The following is a 23,003-nucleotide window of genomic DNA, read 5'->3' as shown; positions in this document are numbered from 1 at the left end:
ATGGCTTATCTTGTTAATCCGCAAATATAGTTGACCCGCAACTTTTCTTTTTCTCTATACTTAAGGATATTTACATTTGTAAGTCCTATCTTCTTGTGTAAGAAGCATAATTACGCTATACTGGAAAGAACGGGAATCTCTTCGTCGCTTTGTGGGCGCGGTGGCGAGGGCGCAAGGCTCCCGTTCTATTTTTTATCTATGGCGAATCATTTATGACAATATATTGCTTACTGTCTATCCTTATGCAGGCTATTCCTCTTGCGGTTGATGTGCTATAATTGCTGAATATTTTCTATGAGGGAGGACACACTCGTGATACAAAATAGGGATGTTAAAATGTTACTCTATCGAGCCAGGCTATTCGTAGAAGAAGGCCGCTATGAAACCGCTTTCGAGTTGCTCGCTACTGTGCAACCTGAAGGGGAAAAACAACGTCAGGATGTAATATATCTTCGCGGTTGGTGTTATGTGCAGTGTAAGCAGTGGGAGGATGCGCTGAGGACACTGTCACCTTTGTTGGCCGGTATGGATGATCGTTTCGATGTGGAGACTCTACAAGAGCGTGAGAGTCACGCTATGGCACTGTTGCGCCTGGGCGTAGCCGCTGTTAATCTTTCTAATTATGAAGATGCTTCTTTTCATTTTACGCGTTGTTTGAAAGTTTTACATGATCGTCGTGTGCACTTGCCTGTAGTTCGTATTCATGCGCGTTATTATCTGGCAATGACCTGCCTGATGCGTGGCTTATATGTTCCTGCTCTGGAGTATTACGAAGAGGCGATTCAGCTTTGCCATCGTTATCATGAAGAGATAGCGTTACCAGATATCTATTATGGTCTTTGCGATGTCTATCGCGCAACCGATGATCTCTCACGATCATATGTTGCTGGCAAAGAGGCTCTTCGCTTGTATCAGCAACGTCACGATCAGCAGATGGTGGCACGAATGCACAATATGTTAGGTCAGGTCAGCTTCTTACAACAAAATTATCCTGAGGCATCTGATCACTATACTGCATCGCTTGCGATCGCCACAAGTTATAGTGGACCAACGATGGCCATGTTGAACTGTGCCTCTCTGGCTGAGTTGCGTCTGGCAGAGGATCGTATAGAAGAGGCCAGGCACTATTGTCAGCTAGCACTGCAATCGATGAATCATACGGAAGATGCACATATGCAAGGGCGCGTATATCATGTGATTGCCAAAGTAGCGTACGCAGATGCCCAACATTGCGCTGGTGTCGAGCGGAAGAGGAAGTTGGAAGAGACAGTTTCGTGGTATGAAAAGGCAAAAGAGCTCCTCACTACCACACAGGCCTATCTTGATGTGGCAGATGTGTATGGTGGCTGGGCGCTAACATTAGAAGAATTGGGACGCGTGCCGGAAGCGATTGAGTGCTGGCGTGCTGGCTATGTCGTCCTCCATCAACCGATGACTGTCGTGTAAAACAGTGCTAAGCAGGTCAGGCCGTTCCAAAACTTAAGCCAAGTTGACGTAACCATTTACGATAGGCAATGGCTGTGCGATCGGAACGCAGATGCAGCTCAGCTTGTAGATCAAGCGGGAGCAATTCTGGACGCTGTGATTCAACGATGGGAATATCTTGCAGCGTAATCATATCTTGATATGCGCGTATCTCCTCGTCGGTTAAATTGCTGTAATCCATTGCGACGTAGGCCCAGGCCATAGAACGATCGGGCGCAATCGGTGTAATAGTATAAAACATGGCAAAATGTGGTCCTGAAGATGATTTGACAAAACCTGCTGTGAGTGGGCGGTAGACCTGGTATGTGTATGTCACATTGCCGCCTTGCCCTGTCCCATCGGGATCGGGCTGCCAGACGGTAATATCACTGGCTATAATACCGTCATCCGTTGTTTCGACGTTGTAATCATTGACTTCAGCATGCGAGGGATCGCCTAGATAAGATTGATGAACAAATGGGAAGTGGGTAATGTCCAGAAAATTTTCAATCGCACGTGGTGCACCGGCGCGATAGAGATAGGGGCCACAATGTACTTTTCTGTATGAGGAGTCGTCCCATTCTAGAAAAGTGGGGATCTCTTTTTCTGGCTTTCCCAGGCAGACCCAGATCCAGCCGTATTTTTCACGTGCTTGATAAATATTTGCATGCGCTTTCTCAGCAGGTTGCACGCTGGGATGTGCTGGATAGCGAATACATTTTCCCTCTTGATTATAAATCCAGCCATGATAAGCACAAGTGAGCGTATCGTTTTCGATCTTGCCAAGCGAAAGCTTTGTGCCACGATGCATACAGAGATCTTGCCAGGCACAGATAGCCTCTCCTACACGCCACAAAACGAGCTCGGTTTCAAGCAAGCGAACTGCTAGAGGCCTGGCTGGTTGAAGATCGCTTGCGAGAGCTACAACGTGCCAATCATTGATAAGTACAGGGTCATTGAGCATATCCACCTCTTTATTTTAAATAAAATGAGCAGCGCCGTGAAAATCTGTCATTGGAGCGTATGTAGCGCGTGTGAGCTATATTAAAGGCCTCTGCTTTTGCTCTGAGTGCCTCTTTCTAGCGCGATTCAATATCTACTAATGGTAGTATAAAATTCTTTTTTGTAAATAGGAAGAGGGGGTGATACTATTACTTCTATACTAGCACCTCTATATGTAAATGAAAGATGATGGTTTCTATGATAGAAGTTGATCAGCGCCACTTAGGAGCAACCGGAATTACAGTGCCGGCTCTCGGAATCGGTACCTGGAGCTGGGGTGATACCGGATTCTGGGGCTATGGTAAGACCCATACCCATGATGACGTTATGCAATCTTATCGGTTTTGTGTGGATAATGGCTTGTACTTTTTTGATACGGCCGAGATGTATGGGAAGGGTGAATCTGAACGCCTTCTGGGTGAGGCCAGGCGCGAAGATGGGCGTCCCATTATTATTGCCACTAAGTTTGCTCCCTTTCCAAATCGATTTTCTCCCAAAACTCTCTTAGATGCTCTGGATCAGAGCCTGGAGCGTTTAGATGTAAAACAAATCGATCTCTACCAGATTCATTTTCCTTATTCGATTCTTAGTATCAAGAGCCTGATGGATGTTCTCTCAGAGGCGGTTCGTAGCCAGAGAGTGCGAGCTGTCGGCGTAAGTAATTATAGCGCGAAACAGATGAGGCAAGCTCATGCACGTCTGGCTCGTTACGATATTCCACTGGCATCCAATCAGGTTCATTATAATCTCTTGTATCGCAAGCCGGAGGCCAACGGAGTCTTAGATGCCTGTCGCGAGTTGGATATAGCGTTGATTGCATATAGTCCTCTAGAGCAAGGACTCTTAACTGGAAAATATCGTGATGGAAAGACGCCTTTGCCATCATTGGCGCGGCGCTTCGCGTCTCAATTTGGCAGCGGTAAACGGGAGAAGATGGAGCCATTGTTTCTCGCGCTGGAGCAGGCGGCTCAGGCACATAATAAAACGTTAGCGCAGGTCTCTCTGAACTGGCTGTTGGAGACTGATGTGCATATCATTCCTATCCCTGGCGCGAAGACGGTGCGTCAGGCGCAAGAGAATGCTGGTGCTTTGGGGTGGCGGTTGACCGATGTAGAATATGCGACGATCGCTCAAGCTGCACAACCATGGCTTCATGCTTGAGAGAAATTATAATTATCAGGCAGCCACCATTGAGTGAGCTGCCTGATAATAGCTTGATTAATACAGATTGTCTTTACGGCTCAGGTTTTAAGCGTACAAGCATAATTCCTAGCCAGAGTAGCCAGATAGCAAAAAGGAAGGTTGCTACTGTTGTGAGCGTACTCTGACCAATCCCAGCTGCGCTGATCACGGCTACTGCACTGATGCAGAGGAGCGCTCCTACAAAGAGCGATGCGTAGCCGAAGGCGACCCAGGAGTTGGGCCAGAGATTCTTGCCAGTACGGGCGATCATGCCACCAAAGAAAAGGCAGCCTAAGCCTAATAATCCTGTACCGATCGCATTGGTAATAATCGTAAAAAGTGGTGCCAGAGTCACAACACTATTATCAATGGCGGCTCCTGTGCTTTCCCCAACCAGCAGAAAGTACGCTGTACTTACGGTCGCTCCAAGAATATAAATGACCAGTCCTATGAGTGCGGCCCACGCGGCCAGTACCACAAAGCCTTTGCCGCGCCAGGGATGTTCAGGCATACCATCGTCGTTAACCTCCTCATCACCATTGGTATCATCGTCCTCATCATCATCATTCTCATCTGGCATCGACGCCTCATCTTGATCCGCAAGCTGTTTATCCTGCTGAAGCTCTGCCGCTTGCTCTTGCTGAGCCATAAGTTCTTGCGCAACGATAATGCGATGCAGCGAAAAGGGAAATGAAATTAAGAGGCCGAAGGCGCAGATAAATAAAGCACGATAAATCAGAAAAGGGAGGGTGTGCGTGCTGATCCAGAGTATATAGGCTGTATAGCGCCCTGTCCCAGTGATATCCAGGGCGTTGCTAAATCCGGTCGGCCCCAGGATCAGTATCTGATAGAGCGGCACACCTAACAATAAGAGGAGTCCGCTGATAATATAGTAGCTTCCATTTGTACGAAGTCTGGCTAATAAACCACGTTTCATGCTCAAAACCTTTGTTCTATTCAACTATCTTTTGGCTGCGTGGTGACGTTGCATTTGAGCAGCGCAATAGCTTACATAGATACTTATTATGCTTGTTGGTTGATAAAGAGATGTCCTATTGAAAGTATGGCAAAAGTTAACCACTTCTTGCAAGACCCGATCAGCCAATGTGGAGAAATCGGATAAAAGCTATATGATTAGATGCTGGTTTCTCGTGTCGTAAATCGTTTATGATAAAGACAATCACTAATTTTTTGCATTCTAGTGTGTTGTGATAGGTAAAAGTGGAAGGAGTATCGATCAATGCCACGAGATCTTCCTTTGGGCAATGGTAAGCTACTGATTAATTTTGATAAGAATTATAATGTGCGCGATATTTATTGGCCTCATGTGGGTCAGCAACTCCATACGGCTGGTAATATCTCTCATACTGGTATCTGGGTGGACGGACAATTTGCCTGGTTGGATGCGCCTGAATGGCAGCGTTCTATGGTCTATGCAGAAGAGACGTTGGTGACTCAGGTAACATTGATACATCCTACGTTACAGGTGCAACTTCTCTTCAGCGATACCGTTGATTTTAATCGCACGCTTTTTTTGCGTCGTGTTCAGGTGACAAATCAAGCTGACACTGCACGCGAAGTACGCCTCTTTTTTCATTATGATTGGCATATATGGAACGATATCGATGGGAATACCGTACTCTATTATCCTGATGCCAAAGCTCTGGTGGCCTATAAAGAGCGAGCCTACTTTCTGATGGGCGGACAGACTGGTGGCGGTGATCATCGCAAGCAGGGTATCGACAGTTGGGCTACCGGCGTAAAGGAGTTCCATGGCGCTCAAGGGACATGGCGCGATGCTGAGGATGGTGAACTGAGTCGCAATCCTATCTCGCAGGGCTCAGTTGACGGAACGATTGCCTTATACCTCCCACCGATCGCTCCACACGCCAACGATGAAGCCTATCATTGGTTGGCTATTGGGAGTCATATGCCCGAGGTAACATCCTTGAATGCCAGGGTTTACGAACGTGGTCCGGCGTCATTTTTGCAGCGCACACGCGATTATTGGCGCGCCTGGCTGAATAAGGATCATCAGGATTTTGGCGCTCTGGCACCTGAGCTGATTAACCTGTATAAGCAGAGCTTGTTGATCTTACGTACACAAATTGATGATGAAGGCGCTATTATTGCGGGCAATGATGCCGATGTGGAGAATTTCTCGCGTGATAGCTATTCTTATATGTGGCCTCGGGATGGTTCTTTGGTCTCTTCTGCTCTCAGCCATGCTGGATATTCTGAGATCACGCGCAATTTTTATGAGTTTTGTCGTTCTGTGATGACTGATGGCGGCTATCTGCTTCACAAGTATAATCCAGACCGTTCGTGGGGGAGTAGCTGGCATCCCTGGGTTGATCAACATGGTGCTTCTCAACTGCCAATTCAGGAGGATGAGACGGCACTCGTGATCTATAGCCTCTGGCAACATTATACGCTCTTTCATGATATCGAATTTGTCTCGCCTCATTATCGTGACATTGTTGTAGCCGGTGGTGATTTTCTGGTCTCATATCGAGAGCCTACCACACATCTACCAGCCGCCTCTTATGATCTCTGGGAGGAGCGCCATGGTATCCTATCGTACACCGTGGCTACTGTCTATGCTGGCCTGGAGGCTGCGGCAAATTTTTCACGTCTGTTTGGCGAAGAGGATCTGGCGGCTAAATATAGTCTGGCCGCTGTTGAGATTAAAGAGGCAACGTTACGCTACCTGTGGGATGAAGACGCAGGGCATTTTATCCGTATGCTCAATGTAGCTCCGGATGGTTCTATTCAGAAGGATATGACACTGGATAGTAGCCTCTGTGGCCTCTTTCAATTTGGCATGTTTGCTGCGCACGATCCTCATATCGAAATGACGCTGCAAAAGTTGGAACAAACTTTATGGGCGCATACTTCTGTTGGGGGAATGGCCCGTTATGAAAACGATTATTACTATCAGGTGACTCAGGATCTAGCTCAAGCGCAAGGCAATCCCTGGTTTATCTGTACTCTCTGGTTGGCTCAGTATCGCATTGCTCATTCGACTACCATTGATGAACTCAATCAGGCATTGCCGTTGCTGCATTGGGTACATGATCACTCTCTGAGTAGCGGGGTGATGGCTGAGCAGGTTGATCCTTTTACCAGTGCGCCGCTGAGTGTCTCTCCGTTGACCTGGAGTCATGCTGAGTATGTGGCAACGGTTCGTTGGTATATGGGTCATTTGCGGCGGTTGAAGTTGGGGCCAGGAGAGCATGCGTAGATGTGCTGATTTCCGGGTTTGTGCCGTAAGGAGAGATAAATTAGCTGTTAATTTGTCTCTCCTTGTTATGTAGAGCGAAATTACTAGAGCGGAATTGAAAGAACGTTGTGCCCCTCTCGTCCGTTCTGGACAAGATGAGAGATGAAGACTTCGATGACAAAGGGCTTTTCATAGAGAGGATTGTGATTGTTATCCATAAAGAAGATATGCAGGCGCTCCCGACGTCCACTTGGACCACTACTTAAGGGTTTCATCGGCATCGTGACTTCTGCGACAAAGCCAGAGGCGGGAATTGCCACATCGGCTTGCTGTACGATATAAGCATAATTTTGGTAAAGGGCTGAACGAACTTCAATATGAACCTCATTTCCTTCGACCAAAGAGCTGAGTCCACCGGTGGTCTCGTCACTGTTTTTATTCAGGCTATTGCGACCGATCACGTTGATGCGAATGGTATATCCCTGGTTGGGTTGGATACGCATGGGGGTCTCGATCAGGGCGGCGGCCGATGTCGTTTGTTGCGGCTCTCCCAGCAGAAAACGTTGAATACGTCTTAGCAGATCGTTTGCTCGCTCCGAATGCTTATGAGCATTTGTCTCGGCTGGCTCAGTGGCGGACTGATCTTTGGGACGCTTCATGCGTGGAATAATTGGTAGTGATCCGGTGAAAATCTCTTTGAAATGGTTAAGTGCACTGTCTGCCTGTTCGCCTTTATGTGTATGAGATGGATCACTTGTTGCTGGCTCTAGTGCTGGGATTTTCTGTTCACTGACTAATTGTTCTTCTTCGCGTGCATGTGCAGCCAGTGCGGCTTCAAGCTCATGATTGGTGATCACTACGGTAGAGATCTGTGCAATATCCTCAATGGGTGCTACTGCTTGCTTGTCTATGGATGTTTCCATATGCGCATCTACTATTTGTTGCGCCTGGTTGGATTGTCCCTCAGCACTACTCTCTGGTACTTTTTCCACTCCTCCTGGTGCCTGGATGACTATTGTCTCCTCTGTGTTTTTGAGGTCCTGAGGAGTCTCTGTGACTGTAGCAGCACTGGGACTCTCTGGAATAGTTGTATCCAACACGGGTAGTGGCTCAAAATCAGGATTGACAGGTGTTACTTCAATAAGTTCTGCTACATTTGACTCAGCTTGTAGCTCTGGTTGGGTTGACTTGGTGTCCACTATTGCCTCCCCAGATGATTGTTCTGGCAGGTCCGGTTTGCCAGTTTTGATACGGGATAAGTAACGCCGAGCCATTCGCGCCTGAAGGGGCACAACTGACCCGGTTTTTTCTTCTGTAGTTGTCGTTGGGATGGATTTACCGATATCATTACTCTTTGAAGTATCGACCGCTTTGGAAGCGATCTGTATAGCTTCATGTGAATCTGTATGGGGTGTGATCATAGATGACATCGGTGCTACTTCTCTTGCTCCAGGCAAAAATTGTTGCAAGATGCTCATGAACGCGCCCACACTTTGGTAGCGTTGTGCAGGCTCTAGGGCTAGAGCTCGCATGAGAACCGTATCCAATACTTCGTGCGTATGAATATTGAGCTCATGCAAAGATGGCAATGGGTGATAGAGGCGTTTTTTTGCATTATCGGGGGTGATGCCTGTTAATAAGAGATAGAGAATTGCTCCCAGGCTGTAGATGTCCGAGCGTGGGTCCGGATTACCTGAGAGAGCTTCTGGCGCGTAAAATGATGATGGATTGGCCTGCTCTCTGGCTGGCGGAAAGAGTTTGCGTACGATGTCGGGGAGCCAGGAACCAACCAGTAGTGGTTCGCTTTGATAATTGTGCTGGCTCATGAGAATAGTGTGTGGGTCCAGGTCTCCGAGCACAATATTGAGACGATGGAGTTGTTCGAGTGCGGCGCTGAGACGATAGATCCAGGCAATAGAGATATGTTCTTCAGGGAGGCCTAATCCACTTTGTAGGAGATCTTGCAGTGTTGATAATTCATGATAAGAAGCATTAGATGTTTTGGCTTTCTCTGTAGAAAGAGAGAAAGGCCAGCCAGCAATAATAGAGAGATGTGTATTAAAGTAATAGAGATCTATGAGTGGCATCATGCCAGGAATACGTTGTTTACGCAGAAGATCATATTCTTTTTGTACGGCTGCAATAGCGTCGATGCGTGAGCTATCGTCCAGGTTGCTTATATCGATATCGTGGATTACAACCGGGCGTTGTTGTTGGTTATCACGTGCTAATAAAACCTGCGTGGGTAGTTGTCTTCGTAGCAACGAAGTGATACGATAACGACTAGCAATATCGGCGTGTTTAGGAGAAGACTTATCGCCGTTTTGTTTCTCAACGCGCTCACCGCACTGCCCACAGAAGGTTGCCGACGGAGGCAAATCAGCATTACAACGTTTGCATCGTAATGTTTCTGGTCGAGTTTGTTCGAGAGATGTGTGTATAAAGCTCATGCCACAATTACGCCCTTTTTAATGAAACTATGTATGCTTAAGACTGATTATAGCACACTAGTTTTGTTCGCGTGCTGTATTTTAATCGGCAGTAGACAGGATGGTATGAGCCAGCGTATCCATTTTGGTCACTTATGCGTGCTTTGTAAAGGAAGACTGCCAGAGTGGCTGGACCGGAGTGGTTGGAGCAAAAGTTGATATGTTTAAATTGGGTGAAACCATGTGACATTTATCCTCTTGTCACCTGTGTCAGGTTTTGTTAGAATCCCAATTAGGACTATGCGCTCATTCTATTCCTCCGTACATAAAGAAGGCTTAGTCTGTCATGTCCTGGTGCCATGGAATGGTAGGTATACACTACAACTGAATAATTAATGTAAGGATGTGTAATCTTCTCCCTCTGGTTTGAGCCTGAAATTACGATCCAATAATATCCGATATAATCCGGAGGTACGTTTTTGTATGGATTTAAGCTCCGTCTTGTTCTGGGTTTTTGCCGTGGTCATAGTGATTGCGTCATTACTGGTGGTGGGGCAACGCGATATTGTGCATAGTGCGCTGGCTCTGATCGTGGTATTTGCCATGGCGGCTGGTATTTATGTACTATTGAGCGCTGAATTTATCGCGATCGTGCAGATCCTCATCTATGTGGGTGCGGTAACGATTCTGATTCTGTTTGCGCTTATGCTCACACGTATCGGTGGGGTTACCAGGACCACTAACCCATCGAATAAACTATGGCCGATAGCTGGTGTTATCTGCGTTGCCATTGGTGCAGTCATTATCTACGCCTTCGTAGAGAGCAAACATAATATTCAAAGCGTCGTAGCTGCATCTCAGGTTGCGCAACAACTCCCAAATAATGTTGTAGTCATCGGCCAGCTCTTGTATAGTCCCAGCAATTATAGCTATGTACTCCCCTTTGAAATTGCATCGCTAGTACTGCTGGTCGCGATCATTGGCGCAATTGTCATCGGCAGAGAGGACTAATTGGGATGCAACTCACACTCGATCATTTTTTAATTCTAGGGGCAATACTTTTTTGTATTGGTCTGTTTGGTGCCATCACCAAGCACAATGCTATTGCCGTATTGATGGGAATTGAAATTATGCTCAATGCCGTCAATATCACACTGGTTGGTTTTTCGTTTTTTAATACCGTTCAGCCATACTCTAAGCACTTGACTGGACAGATCTTTGCTATTTTCATTATCACTGTTGCAGCAGCTGAGGCTGCGGTTGCCCTGGCGATGATCATCGCCATTTACCGCAAGCGCTCTACGGTGGATGTTGGCGAGATCGATATGATGAAGTGGTGATTAGATGTTGTATCAATATTCTGCGCTAATTTTATTAGCACCGCTTCTCGCCTTTGCTGTGATTCTCTTTGGGACGCGTGTCTGGGATATGAACAGTCGCCCCAGGGTTGAACTTCCTGCTGGACATGGGGATCATGATGCCCATGAGGAACATCCTGTTGCGCAAGCGCACGGTTCCTCGGATGCCCACGCCGCAGAGCACAGCGAAGCCGATGACGATGACGAGCCTCATGTGGCTTATCTGACAGCTGGTGCAAAGGCCAGTGCTTATGTTGCACTGCTGATTATGGCGATTGCCTGCATTTATTCGTGGGTGCTGCTCTTTAGTACCATCAATTCTAATGCACTGCCTGAGGCAGGTATCCCTGTCCTCAACTATGAGTGGCTGACTGTGGGTAACCTGCATTATACTATTGCATTCCATCTGGATCGCTTGGCGATTGCAATGCTGGTGGTCGTGACAACGATCGCATTGCTTGTGCAGTTTTATTCACGCGGATACATGTCAGACTCGGCAGGTTACGCACGTTTCTACGCCTACCTGTCTTTGTTTGTCTTCTCAATGTTTGTGATCATCTTTGCGCAAAACTTTCTGGTGATCTTCTGCGGCTGGGAATTGGTTGGCTTAAGCTCTTATCTGCTGATTGGTTTCTGGATCAATAAGCGTGCGAAGCCTGATGAGCAGCGTCCCTCTCCGGCCAGTGCGAGCCTGCAATCTTTCGTGATGAACCGTATTGGTGACGTTGGGTTTATCATCGGTATCATGATTCTGTTCGTTAATACTGGCACCTTCGAATTTGATAAAATTCCAGGTCTGATTACTTCATCGCACATGGATCCCACACTGGTTGGCGTGGCTATGATTCTGGTGTTCTGTGGGGCAATTGGTAAATCCGCTCAATTTCCTCTGCAAACGTGGTTGCCATCCGCTATGGAAGGCCCGACTCCTGTGAGTGCTCTGATCCACGCCGCGACCATGGTTGCTGCTGGCGTGTATATGATTGCTCGTACCTCACCATTGTTTGCGGCGGCTCCCGCTTTTGCCTTCGAATTTGTCGCCTCGATCGGCGCTTTTACCGCTCTTTTTGCTGCCACGATCGCACTGGTCCAGTCGGATTTCAAACGTGTGCTGGCCTTCTCGACGATCAGTCAGCTGGGGTATATGTTTGTCGGCCTGGGTGTCGGTGGTTCCGAAGGCGTCGGTCCTGGTATGTTCCATCTTTTCACGCATGCCTTCTTCAAAGCACTCCTCTTCCTGGGTGCCGGTAGCGTCTTACATGCTTTGCATCATGCCATGCACAAAGAGGTACAGGATGTACGTCTGATGGGTGGTCTGGCCACCAAAATGCCGATCACAGCTTTTACATGGCTGATTGCTACGCTGGCTATTTCTGGCTTTCCCTTCTTTTCTGGTTTCTACAGTAAAGAAGAAATTATTGGCCTGGCTTTCCAGCATGGTCATCCGATCATCTACGCTGCAACGCTGCTTACCGCTGGCCTGACGGCCTTCTACATGTTACGCGCCTTCATCCTGGCCTTCGGTGGTAAGGGTGGTCGCTTCATGGGCCTGTGGGGCGGTCCCTATCGTGGTTATGGAGAGGTACATGAATCTCCTCGTTCAATGACCATTCCTCTGATTGTACTGGCTGTCTTTGCTGTTCTTGCGGGCTACTGGACTGGTTTCTATCAGTATGTCAACATCAGTGGTAAAGAGGTTGAAAACTTAAATATTCTAGAGTTGTTTGTCGATCCACTTACCTGGATTGGTGTGGTTGTCTCTTTCGCCGGTCTGGCAGTGGCCTGGGTTGTCTACGGTCGCATTGAGCTGGCGAGAATTAATCAGTTTGTGCAGTCGAATGCTGTGTTGCGTACGATCCATCGTATTCTGTACAATCGCTACTACATTGACGACCTGTACAATCTGTTCGTGAAATACATTATTCTGGGTCTTGCTCAGTTGGCGCAGGCCTTCGATCGCTATGTCGTTGATGGCATTGTGAACGGTGTGGCGCGCGGCGCAACTGATGCGGGTACCGGTTTAAGTCGCCTGGAGACGGGACGTGTGCAGTCGTACATGATCGGTTTCTTTGGCGGTGTGGCTGTGCTGGCAGTGGTAGTGGTCGTTCTCATAACAACGGTCTGGAAGTGAGGTAAGAAAACATGTCGATTTTCGAAAATGCACTCACATGGATTCTCCTGCTGCCAGTCCTTGGTGCGCTGGGAATGTATGTCGTCCCGAAACGTCACTGGCGCTGGTCGCGCTGGATTGCACTTGTCTTTACGGCAGCTACGTTTGTGCTGTCGATGGGCATCTTCTTCTACATTTTAAATCAGCATGGCATTAATGGTTTTGGTAGTCTCAATAATTTGCCATATTCGATTCAATTGCCCTGGATTAACTTTACGGCTGGCGCGGTCCATTTCAAAGTTGACTACTTTCTTGGTGTAGATGGCTTGAGCTTGCCGATGGTGATCTTGAATGCGTTCCTGACTATGTTATCGATTGTTGGTGGTTGGGAGAAGAAGAACGCTCGCGATTATATGGCCCTGATCATGTTACTGGAAGCCGGTGTGATGGGCGTCTTTATGGCGCTGGATATCTTCCTCTTCTTCCTGATGTGGGAAGTTGAACTGGCACCGATGTTTATCCTGATTGGTATCTGGGGCAGTGAAACTATCAAGCATGGCGTTCCTGGACGTATCTATTCGGCCTGGAAATTCTTGCTATACACGTTCTTTGGTAGTGTCTTCATGCTGGCTGGTTTTATCCTGTTGTACTTCAAGATAGGTCGCTCGGATATGCCTTATCTTGCGACTCATCTGATCGGTGGAAGTACGACGGTGATGGGAATATCCATCAGTTTCCAGTTGCTGGCGCTCTTGCTGGTCTTTATGGCCTTCGCAGTAAAGATCCCTGTTTTCCCATTCCATACATGGCTACCAGACGCACATACGGATGCTCCAACTGAGGTCAGTGTGCTCCTGGCTGGTATCCTGTTGAAGATGGGTGCCTATGGCTTGATCCGCTTCTGCTTTACGCTCTTTCCAGGTGGGATGGCACAGTTCGCTGGCTGGCTGGCCGTGATCGCAGTGATCAATATCCTCTATGGAGCGGCGATCTGCCTCGTGCAAACGGATATGAAGAAGCTGATCGCGTATTCCAGTGTCAGCCATATGGGTATCATCCTGCTAGGAGTCGCAGCGGCGGCAGGAGCAGGCAATGGTATCTTTCAGGGGACTCTGGCTGGTGGCGATGAGGCGTTCCGTCAGGTTGCGCTAACAGGCGCGACGGTGCAGATGTTCAGTCATGGTATTATCACCGGCATGCTCTTCTTCTGCGTGGGTGTGGTCTATGATCTGGCACATACGCGTGAGATTAATATCTTCGGAGGTATCGCGAAGCGGATGCCGATGCTGGGGACGCTCTTTACGTTCGCTGGTATGGCTTCGTTGGGTCTGCCTGGATTGGCTGGCTTTGTGGCTGAGTACATGGTCTTCACCAGCAGCTTCCGCATCTGGACCATCCCAACGCTGATTGCGGTCTTTACCATGATCCTGACTGCAGCCTATCTGCTGTGGATGATTAAACGTGTCTTCTTTGGTCCATTTAATCAAAAGTGGAACTGGTTGACCGATGCATCCGCACGCGAGTTGGTGCCGCTCTATGCTCTGGCTGGCCTGATTGTGCTGGTTGGTATCTATCCAGCACCCCTGATTAATGTGATTACGAGTAGCATCACACCGATTATTCATACGGCTGTGACGACCATGATAAAGTAGGGAGATCTCTATGAGCAGAGCGATGCGACAGATGATGAAGAGTCGCTCTGCTGAGGGGTTAAGGAGTTACTATGTTTAAGCCATCTGATCTCTACCTGCTTGCACCTGAAATCAGCGTGATGTTATTAGCGTTGGTGGTGATGGTTGTGGATCTTTTTACGAAGAGACGCATCGTGACCGCTACAGTTGCATTGGTAGGATTGATCGTGCCTGTGGTGTTTACAATCGTGCAGGCTGCGACATTTACAACACCTCAAACAGCACTTTTTAGTATGTTTGTGATGGATCAATACTCGCTCTTTTTTGATATTGTCTTTTTGATTATCGCTGCTGTGATGGTTCTGGCCGCCTATAACTATCTAGGAAAGTATATCAAGGCCGATGGAGAGTTTTATACGTTGATGCTCTTCTCGGTCGTTGGTATGATGCTGATGGCGAGTACTGGCGAGCTAATCTCGATCTATATCTCGTTAGAGCTCACAAGCTTTCCTTTGTATGCGATGGCCGGTTTGCTGCGTACAAGTACAAAGTCATCTGAAGCTGCATTGAAGTATGTGCTCCTGGGAGCGATGTCCTCTGCCATCTTGCTGTACGGCTTTGCCTTGCTCTATGGCCTGACCGGGACAACAGATCTTCAGGGGATTGCGCAGTCCTTTAAAAGCTTTGGCAATGGCAATCTGATGGTGATTGTGGCCGATGTGCTGATTATTGCTGGCTTTGGCTTTAAGATTTCCGCAGTGCCATTTCATATGTGGGCTCCGGATATCTATGAAGGCTCGCCAACACCTGCGACTGCTTTCTTCTCGGTCGGCTCAAAGGCTGCTGGTTTCGCGGCTTTAATCCGCATCCTGGTTTATGGGGGTCTCTGGCAAGCGGATCTGACACCATTGGTGGTTGTCCTGGTGGTGGTCGCCGTCTTGACGATGACACTTGGAAACTTCGCTGCGGCTATCCAGACCAATATCAAGCGCATGATGGCCTACTCTAGTATTGCGCAGGCTGGATACATTCTGGTGGGCATAGTTGCGACTCTAACGATGTCCCAGAAGAATCACACCACCGCATCCAGTGGTATTGCTGCCGTACTGTTCTTCATCCTCGTATACGTCGTGACCAACCTGGGAGCCTTTTCGGGAGTGATTTCGTTGGCAAACCTGACTGGTGGCGAGAAAATTGAGGATTTCCGTGGGCTATGGAGGCGTGCTCCTCTCTTGAGTGTAGGGACAGCTCTCTGCCTGCTCTCGTTGGCTGGTATCCCACCAGTTGCCGGTTTCTTTAGTAAAGTTTTTATCTTCAGCGCTGCCTGGCAACTTGGTCAGCCATGGTTGGTAGTGGTAGCTTTATTGAATAGTATCGTCTCGGTTGTCTACTATGGACGTATCATCAAGGTGATGTTCTTTGATGCTCCTGCCAAGGAAGATCATCTGGTGCCCACGGCGAGCCTGAGTACCACGATTACTCTGGCGACCGCTGCTCTGTTGGTTCTGACTGTGATCGTGCAAGTTGTGCTCAACGCAGCCAATCCAGCTGCTCTGGGGCTCTTCGCTTCACTGCTTGGCAAATAAATATCCGGTCAGGTAGTAACAAAAATAGGACACGAAATTTCGTGTCCTATTTTTGTGCCATATGTCTTAGCTTGCTCTAATACCTTTGGGTAATTTCATAGCACTTGTTTGTCAGGATGCGTTATTATAGTCATAAGAACATCTTGAAATACAGTTAAACACAGAATATTAATAAATAAGGAATCGATAAAGCTATGGTATCTCCTGATAAACAACCGCAATCCTGGGGACGTTATCCCGCGGTAAAATCGAGCGGGGTTGTCCCTGTTTATTGGCGTACTGAATTACCCGATCTGGCCGCCACCAATCAGTCAATACTCCCTTTTGGATATGGGCGTAGTTATGGTGATAGTTGCTTGAACGAAGGTGGTGTCACTGTCGATGTGAGCCATATGCGCAATTTTATCGCTTTTGATGAAGAGAATGGACTGATTAAGTGTGAAGCTGGTGTGTCGCTGGCTGACGTGCTGAGCGTCGCAGTGCCGCGTGGATGGTTTTTGCCTGTCACACCGGGAACCAAATTTGTCTCAATCGGTGGCGCTATTGCCAACGATGTGCATGGGAAAAACCACCATGTTGCGGGGACCTTTGGATGCCATGTGACACGTTTTGAGCTGCTACGCTCAAATGGCGATCGTTTGATATGTTCTCCTGAGCAGAATAGCGAACTGTTCTGTGCGACCATCGGGGGGCTGGGTTTGACAGGAATGATTATCTGGGCTGAGTTCCGCCTGCGCAAAATTGTGAATCCTTACATCGATATGGAATCGATTCACTTTGATTCGCTAGACGAGTTCTTTGAGATTTCAGCGGCTTCTGATAAGAGGTTCGATTATACGGTCTCCTGGGTTGATCTGCTGGTCGGCGGGACAGCTCTGTGCCGTGGTAAATTTTTGGGCGGTAATGCCAGTCAGGACCCCACATTAGCGAAAGAGCTTTCCAGGAAGAAAAAACTTCCTCTAGCGGTTCCGATTGATTTCCCCGGCTTTACGTTGAATAAATATACCGTCAAAGCCTTTAACGAGGTATATAATTTCCAGCGTGGAAAAACCGTGAAGAAGACTGAAAGTTATGAACCTTTCTTCTATCCACTGGACTCTATCCACAACTGGAACCGTATCTATGGAAAACGAGGCTTTTTCCAATACCAGTTTGTGGTCCCCTTTGATAAGGGGCGTGAGGCTCTACGTAAAATTATCTTCAACATCCAGCAAGCTGGCGAAGGATCCTTCCTGACCGTCTTAAAGCAATTTGGTGATATTAAATCTCCCGGCATGCTGTCTTTCCCTCGTCCAGGCTATACGCTGGCGTTGGACTTTACAAATCGGGGCGAAAAAACGCAGGCTTTCTTGCGTGAATTAGATCTGATCGTTGAAGATAACGGTGGTGTTCTGTATCCAGCGAAAGACGCACGCATGAGCCCTGAAGGTTTCCAGAAATATTATCCACGTTGGCAAGAATTTGAGCAATATATCGACCCGAAATTCTCCTCTAGCTTCTGGCGCCGTGTCACGCAAGAGGGAGAGGTTAAGGCTCCTCTCTATATTTAATAAGATAGTCTGTGAAGCCCGAATATAATAGAATAAATAAACGTTTGCATCAAGCGGTAGGAAATTCTCCTACTGCCTGTTATAAAAAACAATCGTGAATGTCATGCAGGAACTGTGACGCGATCGAGCGCATGAGCTTTACATACACGATTGCATGGCATGCCGATATTTATATAAGTAAAGATAAGTTGAAAGTCAAAATAAGATGAGAGTAGTAATTGTAGGCGCTAGTTCTGCCCTGGCTCACGAGGCGGCGAAGCTGTTTGCTCGTGATGGTGCTGATCTTTTTCTAGTCGGGCGCTCGGCTGATAAATTGTCTATAATCGCCGCTGATCTAAAAGTGCGCGGCGCAAAAATGGTGGAAACCTTTGTTTTGGATCTCAATGAGATGGATCGCCATGAAGAGCTGTTACAGCAGGTGATCAGCTCGTTCGGTGGGATCGATGCACTGTTGATCGCTCATGGCACGTTGGGAGATCAGAAACAGAGTCAATTAAGTATCGCAGAGACGTTGCAAGAGTTAAATACCAATGCTATTAGTGTGATCTCCTTGCTGACCATCAGCGCTAATTATTTTGAGCAGCAGAAACGCGGCTGCATCGCCGTGATCTCCTCTGTTGCTGGTGATCGTGGTCGTGCCTCTAATTACGTGTATGGGACCGCCAAGGCAGCAGTCAGTACCTTCTTACAGGGCTTGCGTGGACGTCTGGCGAAATCTGGAGTGGCGGTTGTGACTATCAAGCCGGGAACCGTCGCTACTCCGATGACGGCCCATATGAAGCAAGGATTACTCTTCGCTCAGCCAGAAACGGTTGGTGCGGGCATTTATGACGCGATAAAGAAGCGCAAAGATGTGGTCTATCTGCCAGGATACTGGAAGATCATTATGTTTGTGATCAAGTCGATTCCTGAGAGCATTTTTAAACGTTTGCCTCTCTAATATCTCTATCCAGATCTGCCGAAAACTGTAGCGGATAAAAGCAGCCCCTATATGGTGCAATGTATCGCCAGCCATATAGGGGTTGTGCCATTTTTGTCTTCCAGAAATTTTCATGAAGGGTTGATTGCGTCTAGCACTTTTGCTCAATTACGTTGGCCGCCGCCCCATGGTGGGCCGTAATATTGGTCCTGCTGTGATGCAAACCCTCGTGAAGAGTTGTTGCCTTGCTCTTGTGTAAATCTCTGCCGAAGGTCGGGTTGGTCTTCCCTTTCCCTTCTTGTATCTCTCCGGCGAAGGCTGGCGGGTTCCCTTGTATCTCTCCTTGGCAGTGTATCTCTCCTTGGCAGTGTATCTCTCCTTGGCGGTGTATCTCTCCTTGTATTTTCTGGTGGTAGTGGTTCATTTCCATAACTAAAGTCTTCATCCCTTACAATAGGTATTCCCGCACCCCTGCGTGGCTTATATGAACCATTACTTCTCCAAGCTGAATCACCTGAATTATCAGAGGAAGAAGGGGGGCTCTGTTCTATTCGTTTAGATTCTCTGTGTCTAGGTTCTGGGAGACTTCTTCTGGGACGATCATCTTGAGATGTATCACGCCTTGTAGGCTTTTTATCTAGACTCCTCTGAAATGCTTCAAGAACTGCCTCACCTGCAGCATCTTTTCCCCTGCTTGCATCCAATTTCTCTTGCCGAGTGCTACCTTCTCTATTCTTTACATACTTTCTTGCTCCACTAAGTCCCTTTATTGCATCTTTTCTGAAATTATAAGCATCACTTCTATCTACTTTTATCTTTGGTTGATCTCTTGCGTATGCATCTAGATCCATTTTTGCAGCTTGAATATTTGCTAATGCTACTCCTCCCTCTAAAATTATTTGTTTGCTATCATGTGGCTTGTTGTTCAATTCATTGTTTAAATAAGTTTCTCCCATTAGTAGGGGTCCTTTAAGGGCACTAGCTACTGTATCCGCTGTCTCAAGAAAATTTCCAACTTTTTTCCATACACTCTCACTCTGCTTCTGAGGGCGTGTACTCTCACTCCGCTTCTGAGGGCGTGTACTTTCACTCCGCTCCTGAGCATATGTACTCTCACTTCGCCTCTGAGGACGCCCACCACTTACGGGAGGGCGCTCCCGATCTCGACCCCGCTCGGGAGGGAGTTCACGCTCTGGAGGGCGTGTACTCCGCTCCCGTTCCGGAGGGCGTGTACTCCGCTCCCGTTCCGGAGGGCGTGCACTCTGATTTCGAAAGGCGCGATCCCGCTCTAGATTATAACTGCCGCCCTCACGACCTCTCTCACGACCTCCAGAATTACTCGAATATCTCCTTGTCCCATCCATTGCAATGGCTCCTTTTAATAATCGTATGCAAGACAATATTAGGTCTCTATTCTACTAGAGTAGGGTAAGCTCCTCCTTACCAGGAACAAAGTAATTCTTGTATGCGGATTAACTAGAAACCACATAATACAAAATCCAAAGAACATTTTTACTTTCTTGAGAGTCTTTTTGTAAGTTTACCTGATTTATGAGACCACAATCAGGGAGAAATAGGGACAAATCCAGGACCATTTGATCGTTGATTGGTTAATTTTCTTCGCTCTACACCAATATCTATCTGTGCATGTAAAAATGGTAAGAAATAGAAAAGCGCGCTTAGGAATTTACCAAGCGCGCTCTTTTAATGACATTGTTAGCTATTGTGGGAGTTGGTGAGGAACATGGTCAGGCCGATGATGACCAGTACAATACCCAGACCACCCAGTCCAAAGATGAGCCAGAGCATTGATCCGTTGTTGTTTGATCCAGGTCCGCCATTGTTGTTTCCATTAGGAGTGGGTGTGGGAGTGGCAGTCACCTCCGGGGTAGGTGTTGGCGTTGGAGTAGCGGTCGCTGCCGGGGTGGGCGTTGCTTGCTGATTGACTGTAATTGTGTTGGCAAAAAATTGATTCTGATTGCTGTTGTTAGCATCGGTGATCCCGATACCATAAGAGCCTCCTTGTGCATTGGTTGGAATGGTCAGGCTAACGCTAAAGTTTCCATCGGCATCAGCTGTGACGGGCTGGCTGATAAGCGCTTGACTGCCTTCTCCCGCAGTGATGGAGACTGTTAACGCTTCTTGCGGATTCCAGTTTTGACCACTGACCGTGATTGCATCACCGGGGTTGGCTGTTGTTGGCGATGCCGAGGCTGTTGAGGGAGGGAGGACAGTGAAGGTTGTGTTAGAGGCTTTGTTGGTATTACTGACACGTGCACAGACATAGTAGGCTGTGCTGGGCTGGCTGGCACCCGCAGGCCATGTGGCGGTGACTTGAAAACCGCCGTTGTTATCGGTTATGCCGCCGGATGCCGGCTGGATGGGTCCCGCTCCACTCTGGCCCGCTATACACTGTCCGGGATCGGTCGCTGCATAGAGCATGACCGGGCTGTTGGGAGGAAAACTGGCGCCTGTCAGCTGGATTTGTGTTCCGGCATGACCTTTTGGCGTACCTCCAGTGGGCAGCGCCAGGGTGAGACTGGCATTGGTATACGTGGCTGTTGGTGTGTCATCTAAGATGATGTGTGAACTGGCAAGCGCCGTCGGTTGTGTATAGATAAGGGTAAGTAAAGCGAATCCGACGATGCCAGAGAATAAGACACTGGAATACTTAATAAAAGTTTTGAACACTCGAATTACTCCTGAGAACACAGCATTGTTATAAAAAATAGACGTTGCTGAATGAATGCTTGTAACGATTTTAAGTCCTTTTAATTTATACGTCTATTTTCCTCCAATGGTCCCGTTAGATTTCGGTTCCCTTTCTATTTTTTCGCATCAACCTCTCGTTGACGTAAAGCCTCATAAAGAGAAATGCTGCCAGCAACGGCTGCGTTTAACGAGTTGACATGTCCAAACATTGGCAATTTGATCAGGAGGTCACAGTGCTCACGCACCAGGCGACTGATACCTTTCCCCTCGTTACCTACGACAAGAGCTAGAGAACCTGTCAGGTTGGCTTGTGTATAGAAGGTCTTGGCTTCTCCGGCCAATCCCACCACCCAGATATTTTGTTTCTTCAACATGTCAATGGCACGCGTGAGATTGGTCTCCTGGGCGATGAGGATGTGCTCGGTGGCTCCAGCCGATGTTTTAACGACCGTTCCGTTAACTTCAGCTGCTCGATGCTCTGGGAGAATCACGCCATGTACGCCTGCGGCCTCTGCTGTGCGTAAGAGAGAGCCCAGATTATTTACGTCCTGGATGGCATCAAGGATGAGAAGAAATGGTGCTTCTTGCTTTTTCTCTGCCAGCGCAAGGATATCGTCGATGCTGGCGTAGCGACGCTCATCAACCTGGGCAATACATCCCTGATGGACCGCCCCGTTACTGATCTGGTCCAGACGATGGCGTGGGACAATGTCGATCGGGATCAAGCGTTGTTTGGCCTCTGCGACGATTGTAGCGATGGCAGGGGCTTCTTTTACACCTTCAGCCAGTAGCAGACGTTGAATGTGTCGTCCGGCTTGTAGTGTCTCTGTGACAGGGTTACGGCCCCATATATATTCAGGCATGGTACCTCTTTATGTGTGGTGATGGTCCAAATGGTCCGAAAATTTCTTTTCGAGTATAGCATACCTCTGCGAGGGACTCTACTATCCTGTGCCACTTGAGTGAAAATAGCCTTTTTTCAGACAAAAAACCTCTTGTGGGAAACACTTTCCACAAGAGGTCCGTTGGCGAGGAGAAAGGAGGAGAAATTAGTAGTTGTCTTCGCGACGATGATGGTGTCGGCCTTCTCTCTCTTCTAAACGCTCGATTTCACGCTCCTCTTGACGAAGCTCGCGACGCAATTCTTGCTCTTCACGGCGCTCATGATTAATCTCTTGTTGGTAGCCGTCTTGCTGAAAACCGCCCTGTGGGAAGCTTCCCTGATAACCATTCTGTGGAAAACCACCTTGCTGAAAGCCATTGTTATATTGTTGATAGCCACCATTGCCGTATTCTTCACGTTGATGATGTGCGATCATGTGTTTGGCGACCAGACCTGTTAATACAACGGCGCTGCCCATCAAAACGGGATGGCTAAAAACACGCTGCAAGAGATTGGGCTGCTCTTGACCTAGACGAAACAATCCCTGCGCCATCGAGGAGGGATCGTTGGGATTGACACCATATTGGGGTGGCATCTGCTGGGCGAAGATCGCTCGATTTTCGTAGGGCATCTGCTCAAAATGTTGCTGATAAACGTTTTGTTGTAGTTGGGGCGGCGCACCCTGGATGAATTGACCGAGATGACCAAGTGCTTGCATTGGATCAAAGCCATTAAAGTTTCCAGCATCGTAGGCCTGGGCATATTGTTGATAGACTTGTTGTCTATTGTTATCAAAGGGCCACATGGGAGCATACTCCTTTACAAGACAATCGTTCGTGTTACGCGATGGTCAAATGAAACGACTGTGTTTTCTTAACTCAAGAAATATACGGATCGCAAGTTGTTTCGGTTGAGCCAATTGCGACTCCATCTACAATAGTAGCACTAATCCTG

Annotated in this window: 17 protein-coding genes; 10 read left to right on the top strand and 7 right to left on the bottom strand. The window is 47.9% G+C overall.

Translation table 11 applies throughout. From position 1 onward, the window contains the following. The first annotated feature begins 312 nt into the window (after window positions 1–312). Complete coding sequence (locus tag AC27N8_RS18730) at window positions 313–1,446, top strand: tetratricopeptide repeat protein (RefSeq protein ID WP_487068911.1); 1,134 nt, start codon at window positions 313–315, stop codon at window positions 1,444–1,446. Between the two features lie 16 nt (window positions 1,447–1,462). Here the strand turns inward: AC27N8_RS18730 and AC27N8_RS18725 are convergent, their stop codons facing one another. Beyond that, window positions 1,463–2,428 (bottom strand): aromatic ring-hydroxylating dioxygenase subunit alpha, encoded by a 966-nt coding sequence (locus AC27N8_RS18725; protein ID WP_487068910.1) that lies wholly within the window; start codon window positions 2,426–2,428, stop codon window positions 1,463–1,465. 236 nt (window positions 2,429–2,664) lie between these two features. On the opposite strand from AC27N8_RS18725, the gene AC27N8_RS18720 reads away from it, so the two are divergent. Then, on the top strand, window positions 2,665–3,627 hold the full coding sequence (locus tag AC27N8_RS18720) for an aldo/keto reductase (protein ID WP_487068909.1): 963 nt from the start codon (window positions 2,665–2,667) through the stop codon (window positions 3,625–3,627). 73 nt (window positions 3,628–3,700) lie between these two features. Here the strand turns inward: AC27N8_RS18720 and AC27N8_RS18715 are convergent, their stop codons facing one another. Next, window positions 3,701–4,585, bottom strand: a complete 885-nt coding sequence (locus AC27N8_RS18715; RefSeq protein WP_487068908.1) for a hypothetical protein — start codon at window positions 4,583–4,585, stop codon at window positions 3,701–3,703. Window positions 4,586–4,888: 303 nt separating this feature from the next. Here AC27N8_RS18715 and AC27N8_RS18710 point away from each other — a divergent pair, with 303 nt between their 5' ends. Continuing rightward, window positions 4,889–6,892, top strand: a complete 2,004-nt coding sequence (locus AC27N8_RS18710) for a glycoside hydrolase family 15 protein (protein WP_487068907.1) — start codon at window positions 4,889–4,891, stop codon at window positions 6,890–6,892. 83 nt (window positions 6,893–6,975) lie between these two features. Here the strand turns inward: AC27N8_RS18710 and AC27N8_RS18705 are convergent, their stop codons facing one another. Beyond that, window positions 6,976–9,321 (bottom strand): inactive serine/threonine-protein kinase VRK3, encoded by a 2,346-nt coding sequence (locus tag AC27N8_RS18705; RefSeq protein ID WP_487068906.1) that lies wholly within the window; start codon window positions 9,319–9,321, stop codon window positions 6,976–6,978. Between the two features lie 462 nt (window positions 9,322–9,783). Here AC27N8_RS18705 and AC27N8_RS18700 point away from each other — a divergent pair, with 462 nt between their 5' ends. The 7 genes from AC27N8_RS18700 to AC27N8_RS18670 all read left to right on the top strand — a co-directional run bounded on the left by AC27N8_RS18700 (window position 9,784) and on the right by AC27N8_RS18670 (window position 18,475). Beyond that, window positions 9,784–10,311, top strand: a complete 528-nt coding sequence (locus AC27N8_RS18700) for an NADH-quinone oxidoreductase subunit J family protein (protein WP_487068905.1) — start codon at window positions 9,784–9,786, stop codon at window positions 10,309–10,311. A gap of 5 nt (window positions 10,312–10,316) precedes the next feature. Beyond that, window positions 10,317–10,640: an NADH-quinone oxidoreductase subunit NuoK gene (gene nuoK, locus AC27N8_RS18695; RefSeq protein WP_487068904.1), complete on the top strand. Its 324-nt coding sequence runs from the start codon at window positions 10,317–10,319 to the stop codon at window positions 10,638–10,640. A gap of 4 nt (window positions 10,641–10,644) precedes the next feature. Continuing rightward, complete coding sequence (nuoL, locus tag AC27N8_RS18690; RefSeq protein WP_487068903.1) at window positions 10,645–12,789, top strand: NADH-quinone oxidoreductase subunit L; 2,145 nt, start codon at window positions 10,645–10,647, stop codon at window positions 12,787–12,789. Window positions 12,790–12,800: 11 nt separating this feature from the next. Then, window positions 12,801–14,420, top strand: coding sequence for a complex I subunit 4 family protein (locus tag AC27N8_RS18685; RefSeq protein ID WP_487068902.1), 1,620 nt, complete (start codon window positions 12,801–12,803; stop codon window positions 14,418–14,420). 71 nt (window positions 14,421–14,491) lie between these two features. Further along, a complete protein-coding gene (locus AC27N8_RS18680) occupies window positions 14,492–15,985 on the top strand; it encodes an NADH-quinone oxidoreductase subunit N (protein WP_487068901.1) in 1,494 nt (497 codons plus the stop codon). A 194-nt stretch (window positions 15,986–16,179) separates the two neighbouring features. Next, window positions 16,180–17,535, top strand: coding sequence for an FAD-binding oxidoreductase (locus AC27N8_RS18675; protein WP_487068900.1), 1,356 nt, complete (start codon window positions 16,180–16,182; stop codon window positions 17,533–17,535). Between the two features lie 205 nt (window positions 17,536–17,740). Beyond that, window positions 17,741–18,475, top strand: a complete 735-nt coding sequence (locus AC27N8_RS18670; RefSeq protein WP_487068899.1) for an SDR family oxidoreductase — start codon at window positions 17,741–17,743, stop codon at window positions 18,473–18,475. A 143-nt stretch (window positions 18,476–18,618) separates the two neighbouring features. On the opposite strand, the gene AC27N8_RS18665 is transcribed toward AC27N8_RS18670, so the two are convergent. From AC27N8_RS18665 to AC27N8_RS18650, 4 genes are all read right to left on the bottom strand, one after another. Next, window positions 18,619–19,410, bottom strand: a complete 792-nt coding sequence (locus AC27N8_RS18665; RefSeq protein WP_487068898.1) for a hypothetical protein — start codon at window positions 19,408–19,410, stop codon at window positions 18,619–18,621. 760 nt (window positions 19,411–20,170) lie between these two features. Then, a complete protein-coding gene (locus tag AC27N8_RS18660; RefSeq protein ID WP_487068897.1) occupies window positions 20,171–21,145 on the bottom strand; it encodes a hypothetical protein in 975 nt (324 codons plus the stop codon). A gap of 134 nt (window positions 21,146–21,279) precedes the next feature. After that, the gene (gene rlmB, locus AC27N8_RS18655) at window positions 21,280–22,029 is read right to left on the bottom strand and encodes a 23S rRNA (guanosine(2251)-2'-O)-methyltransferase RlmB (protein WP_487068896.1); all 750 of its coding nucleotides are present in this window, start codon (window positions 22,027–22,029) and stop codon (window positions 21,280–21,282) included. Between the two features lie 186 nt (window positions 22,030–22,215). Then, window positions 22,216–22,854 carry a hypothetical protein gene (locus AC27N8_RS18650; protein ID WP_487068895.1) on the bottom strand — a complete coding sequence of 213 codons (639 nt, stop codon included), beginning with the start codon at window positions 22,852–22,854 and terminating at the stop codon, window positions 22,216–22,218. Window positions 22,855–23,003: the final 149 nt, after the last annotated feature.

The organism is Dictyobacter sp. Z7_2 (genome assembly GCF_057551105.1).
The sequence above is the reverse complement of the archived record's forward strand: the minus strand, read 5'-3'. Positions and strand labels throughout refer to the sequence as shown.

Coding starts and splice junctions, on each gene's coding strand:
- AC27N8_RS18705 (WP_487068906.1), bottom strand. CDS start 9,321: ATGAGCTTTATACACACATCTCTCGAACAAACTCGACCAGAAACATTA.
- AC27N8_RS18670 (WP_487068899.1), top strand. CDS start 17,741: ATGAGAGTAGTAATTGTAGGCGCTAGTTCTGCCCTGGCTCACGAGGCG.
- nuoL (WP_487068903.1), top strand. CDS start 10,645: ATGTTGTATCAATATTCTGCGCTAATTTTATTAGCACCGCTTCTCGCC.
- rlmB (WP_487068896.1), bottom strand. CDS start 22,029: ATGCCTGAATATATATGGGGCCGTAACCCTGTCACAGAGACACTACAA.
- nuoK (WP_487068904.1), top strand. CDS start 10,317: ATGCAACTCACACTCGATCATTTTTTAATTCTAGGGGCAATACTTTTT.
- AC27N8_RS18680 (WP_487068901.1), top strand. CDS start 14,492: ATGTTTAAGCCATCTGATCTCTACCTGCTTGCACCTGAAATCAGCGTG.
- AC27N8_RS18700 (WP_487068905.1), top strand. CDS start 9,784: ATGGATTTAAGCTCCGTCTTGTTCTGGGTTTTTGCCGTGGTCATAGTG.
- AC27N8_RS18685 (WP_487068902.1), top strand. CDS start 12,801: ATGTCGATTTTCGAAAATGCACTCACATGGATTCTCCTGCTGCCAGTC.
- AC27N8_RS18715 (WP_487068908.1), bottom strand. CDS start 4,585: ATGAAACGTGGTTTATTAGCCAGACTTCGTACAAATGGAAGCTACTAT.
- AC27N8_RS18710 (WP_487068907.1), top strand. CDS start 4,889: ATGCCACGAGATCTTCCTTTGGGCAATGGTAAGCTACTGATTAATTTT.
- AC27N8_RS18650 (WP_487068895.1), bottom strand. CDS start 22,854: ATGTGGCCCTTTGATAACAATAGACAACAAGTCTATCAACAATATGCC.
- AC27N8_RS18720 (WP_487068909.1), top strand. CDS start 2,665: ATGATAGAAGTTGATCAGCGCCACTTAGGAGCAACCGGAATTACAGTG.
- AC27N8_RS18665 (WP_487068898.1), bottom strand. CDS start 19,410: ATGGGAGAAACTTATTTAAACAATGAATTGAACAACAAGCCACATGAT.
- AC27N8_RS18675 (WP_487068900.1), top strand. CDS start 16,180: ATGGTATCTCCTGATAAACAACCGCAATCCTGGGGACGTTATCCCGCG.
- AC27N8_RS18725 (WP_487068910.1), bottom strand. CDS start 2,428: ATGCTCAATGACCCTGTACTTATCAATGATTGGCACGTTGTAGCTCTC.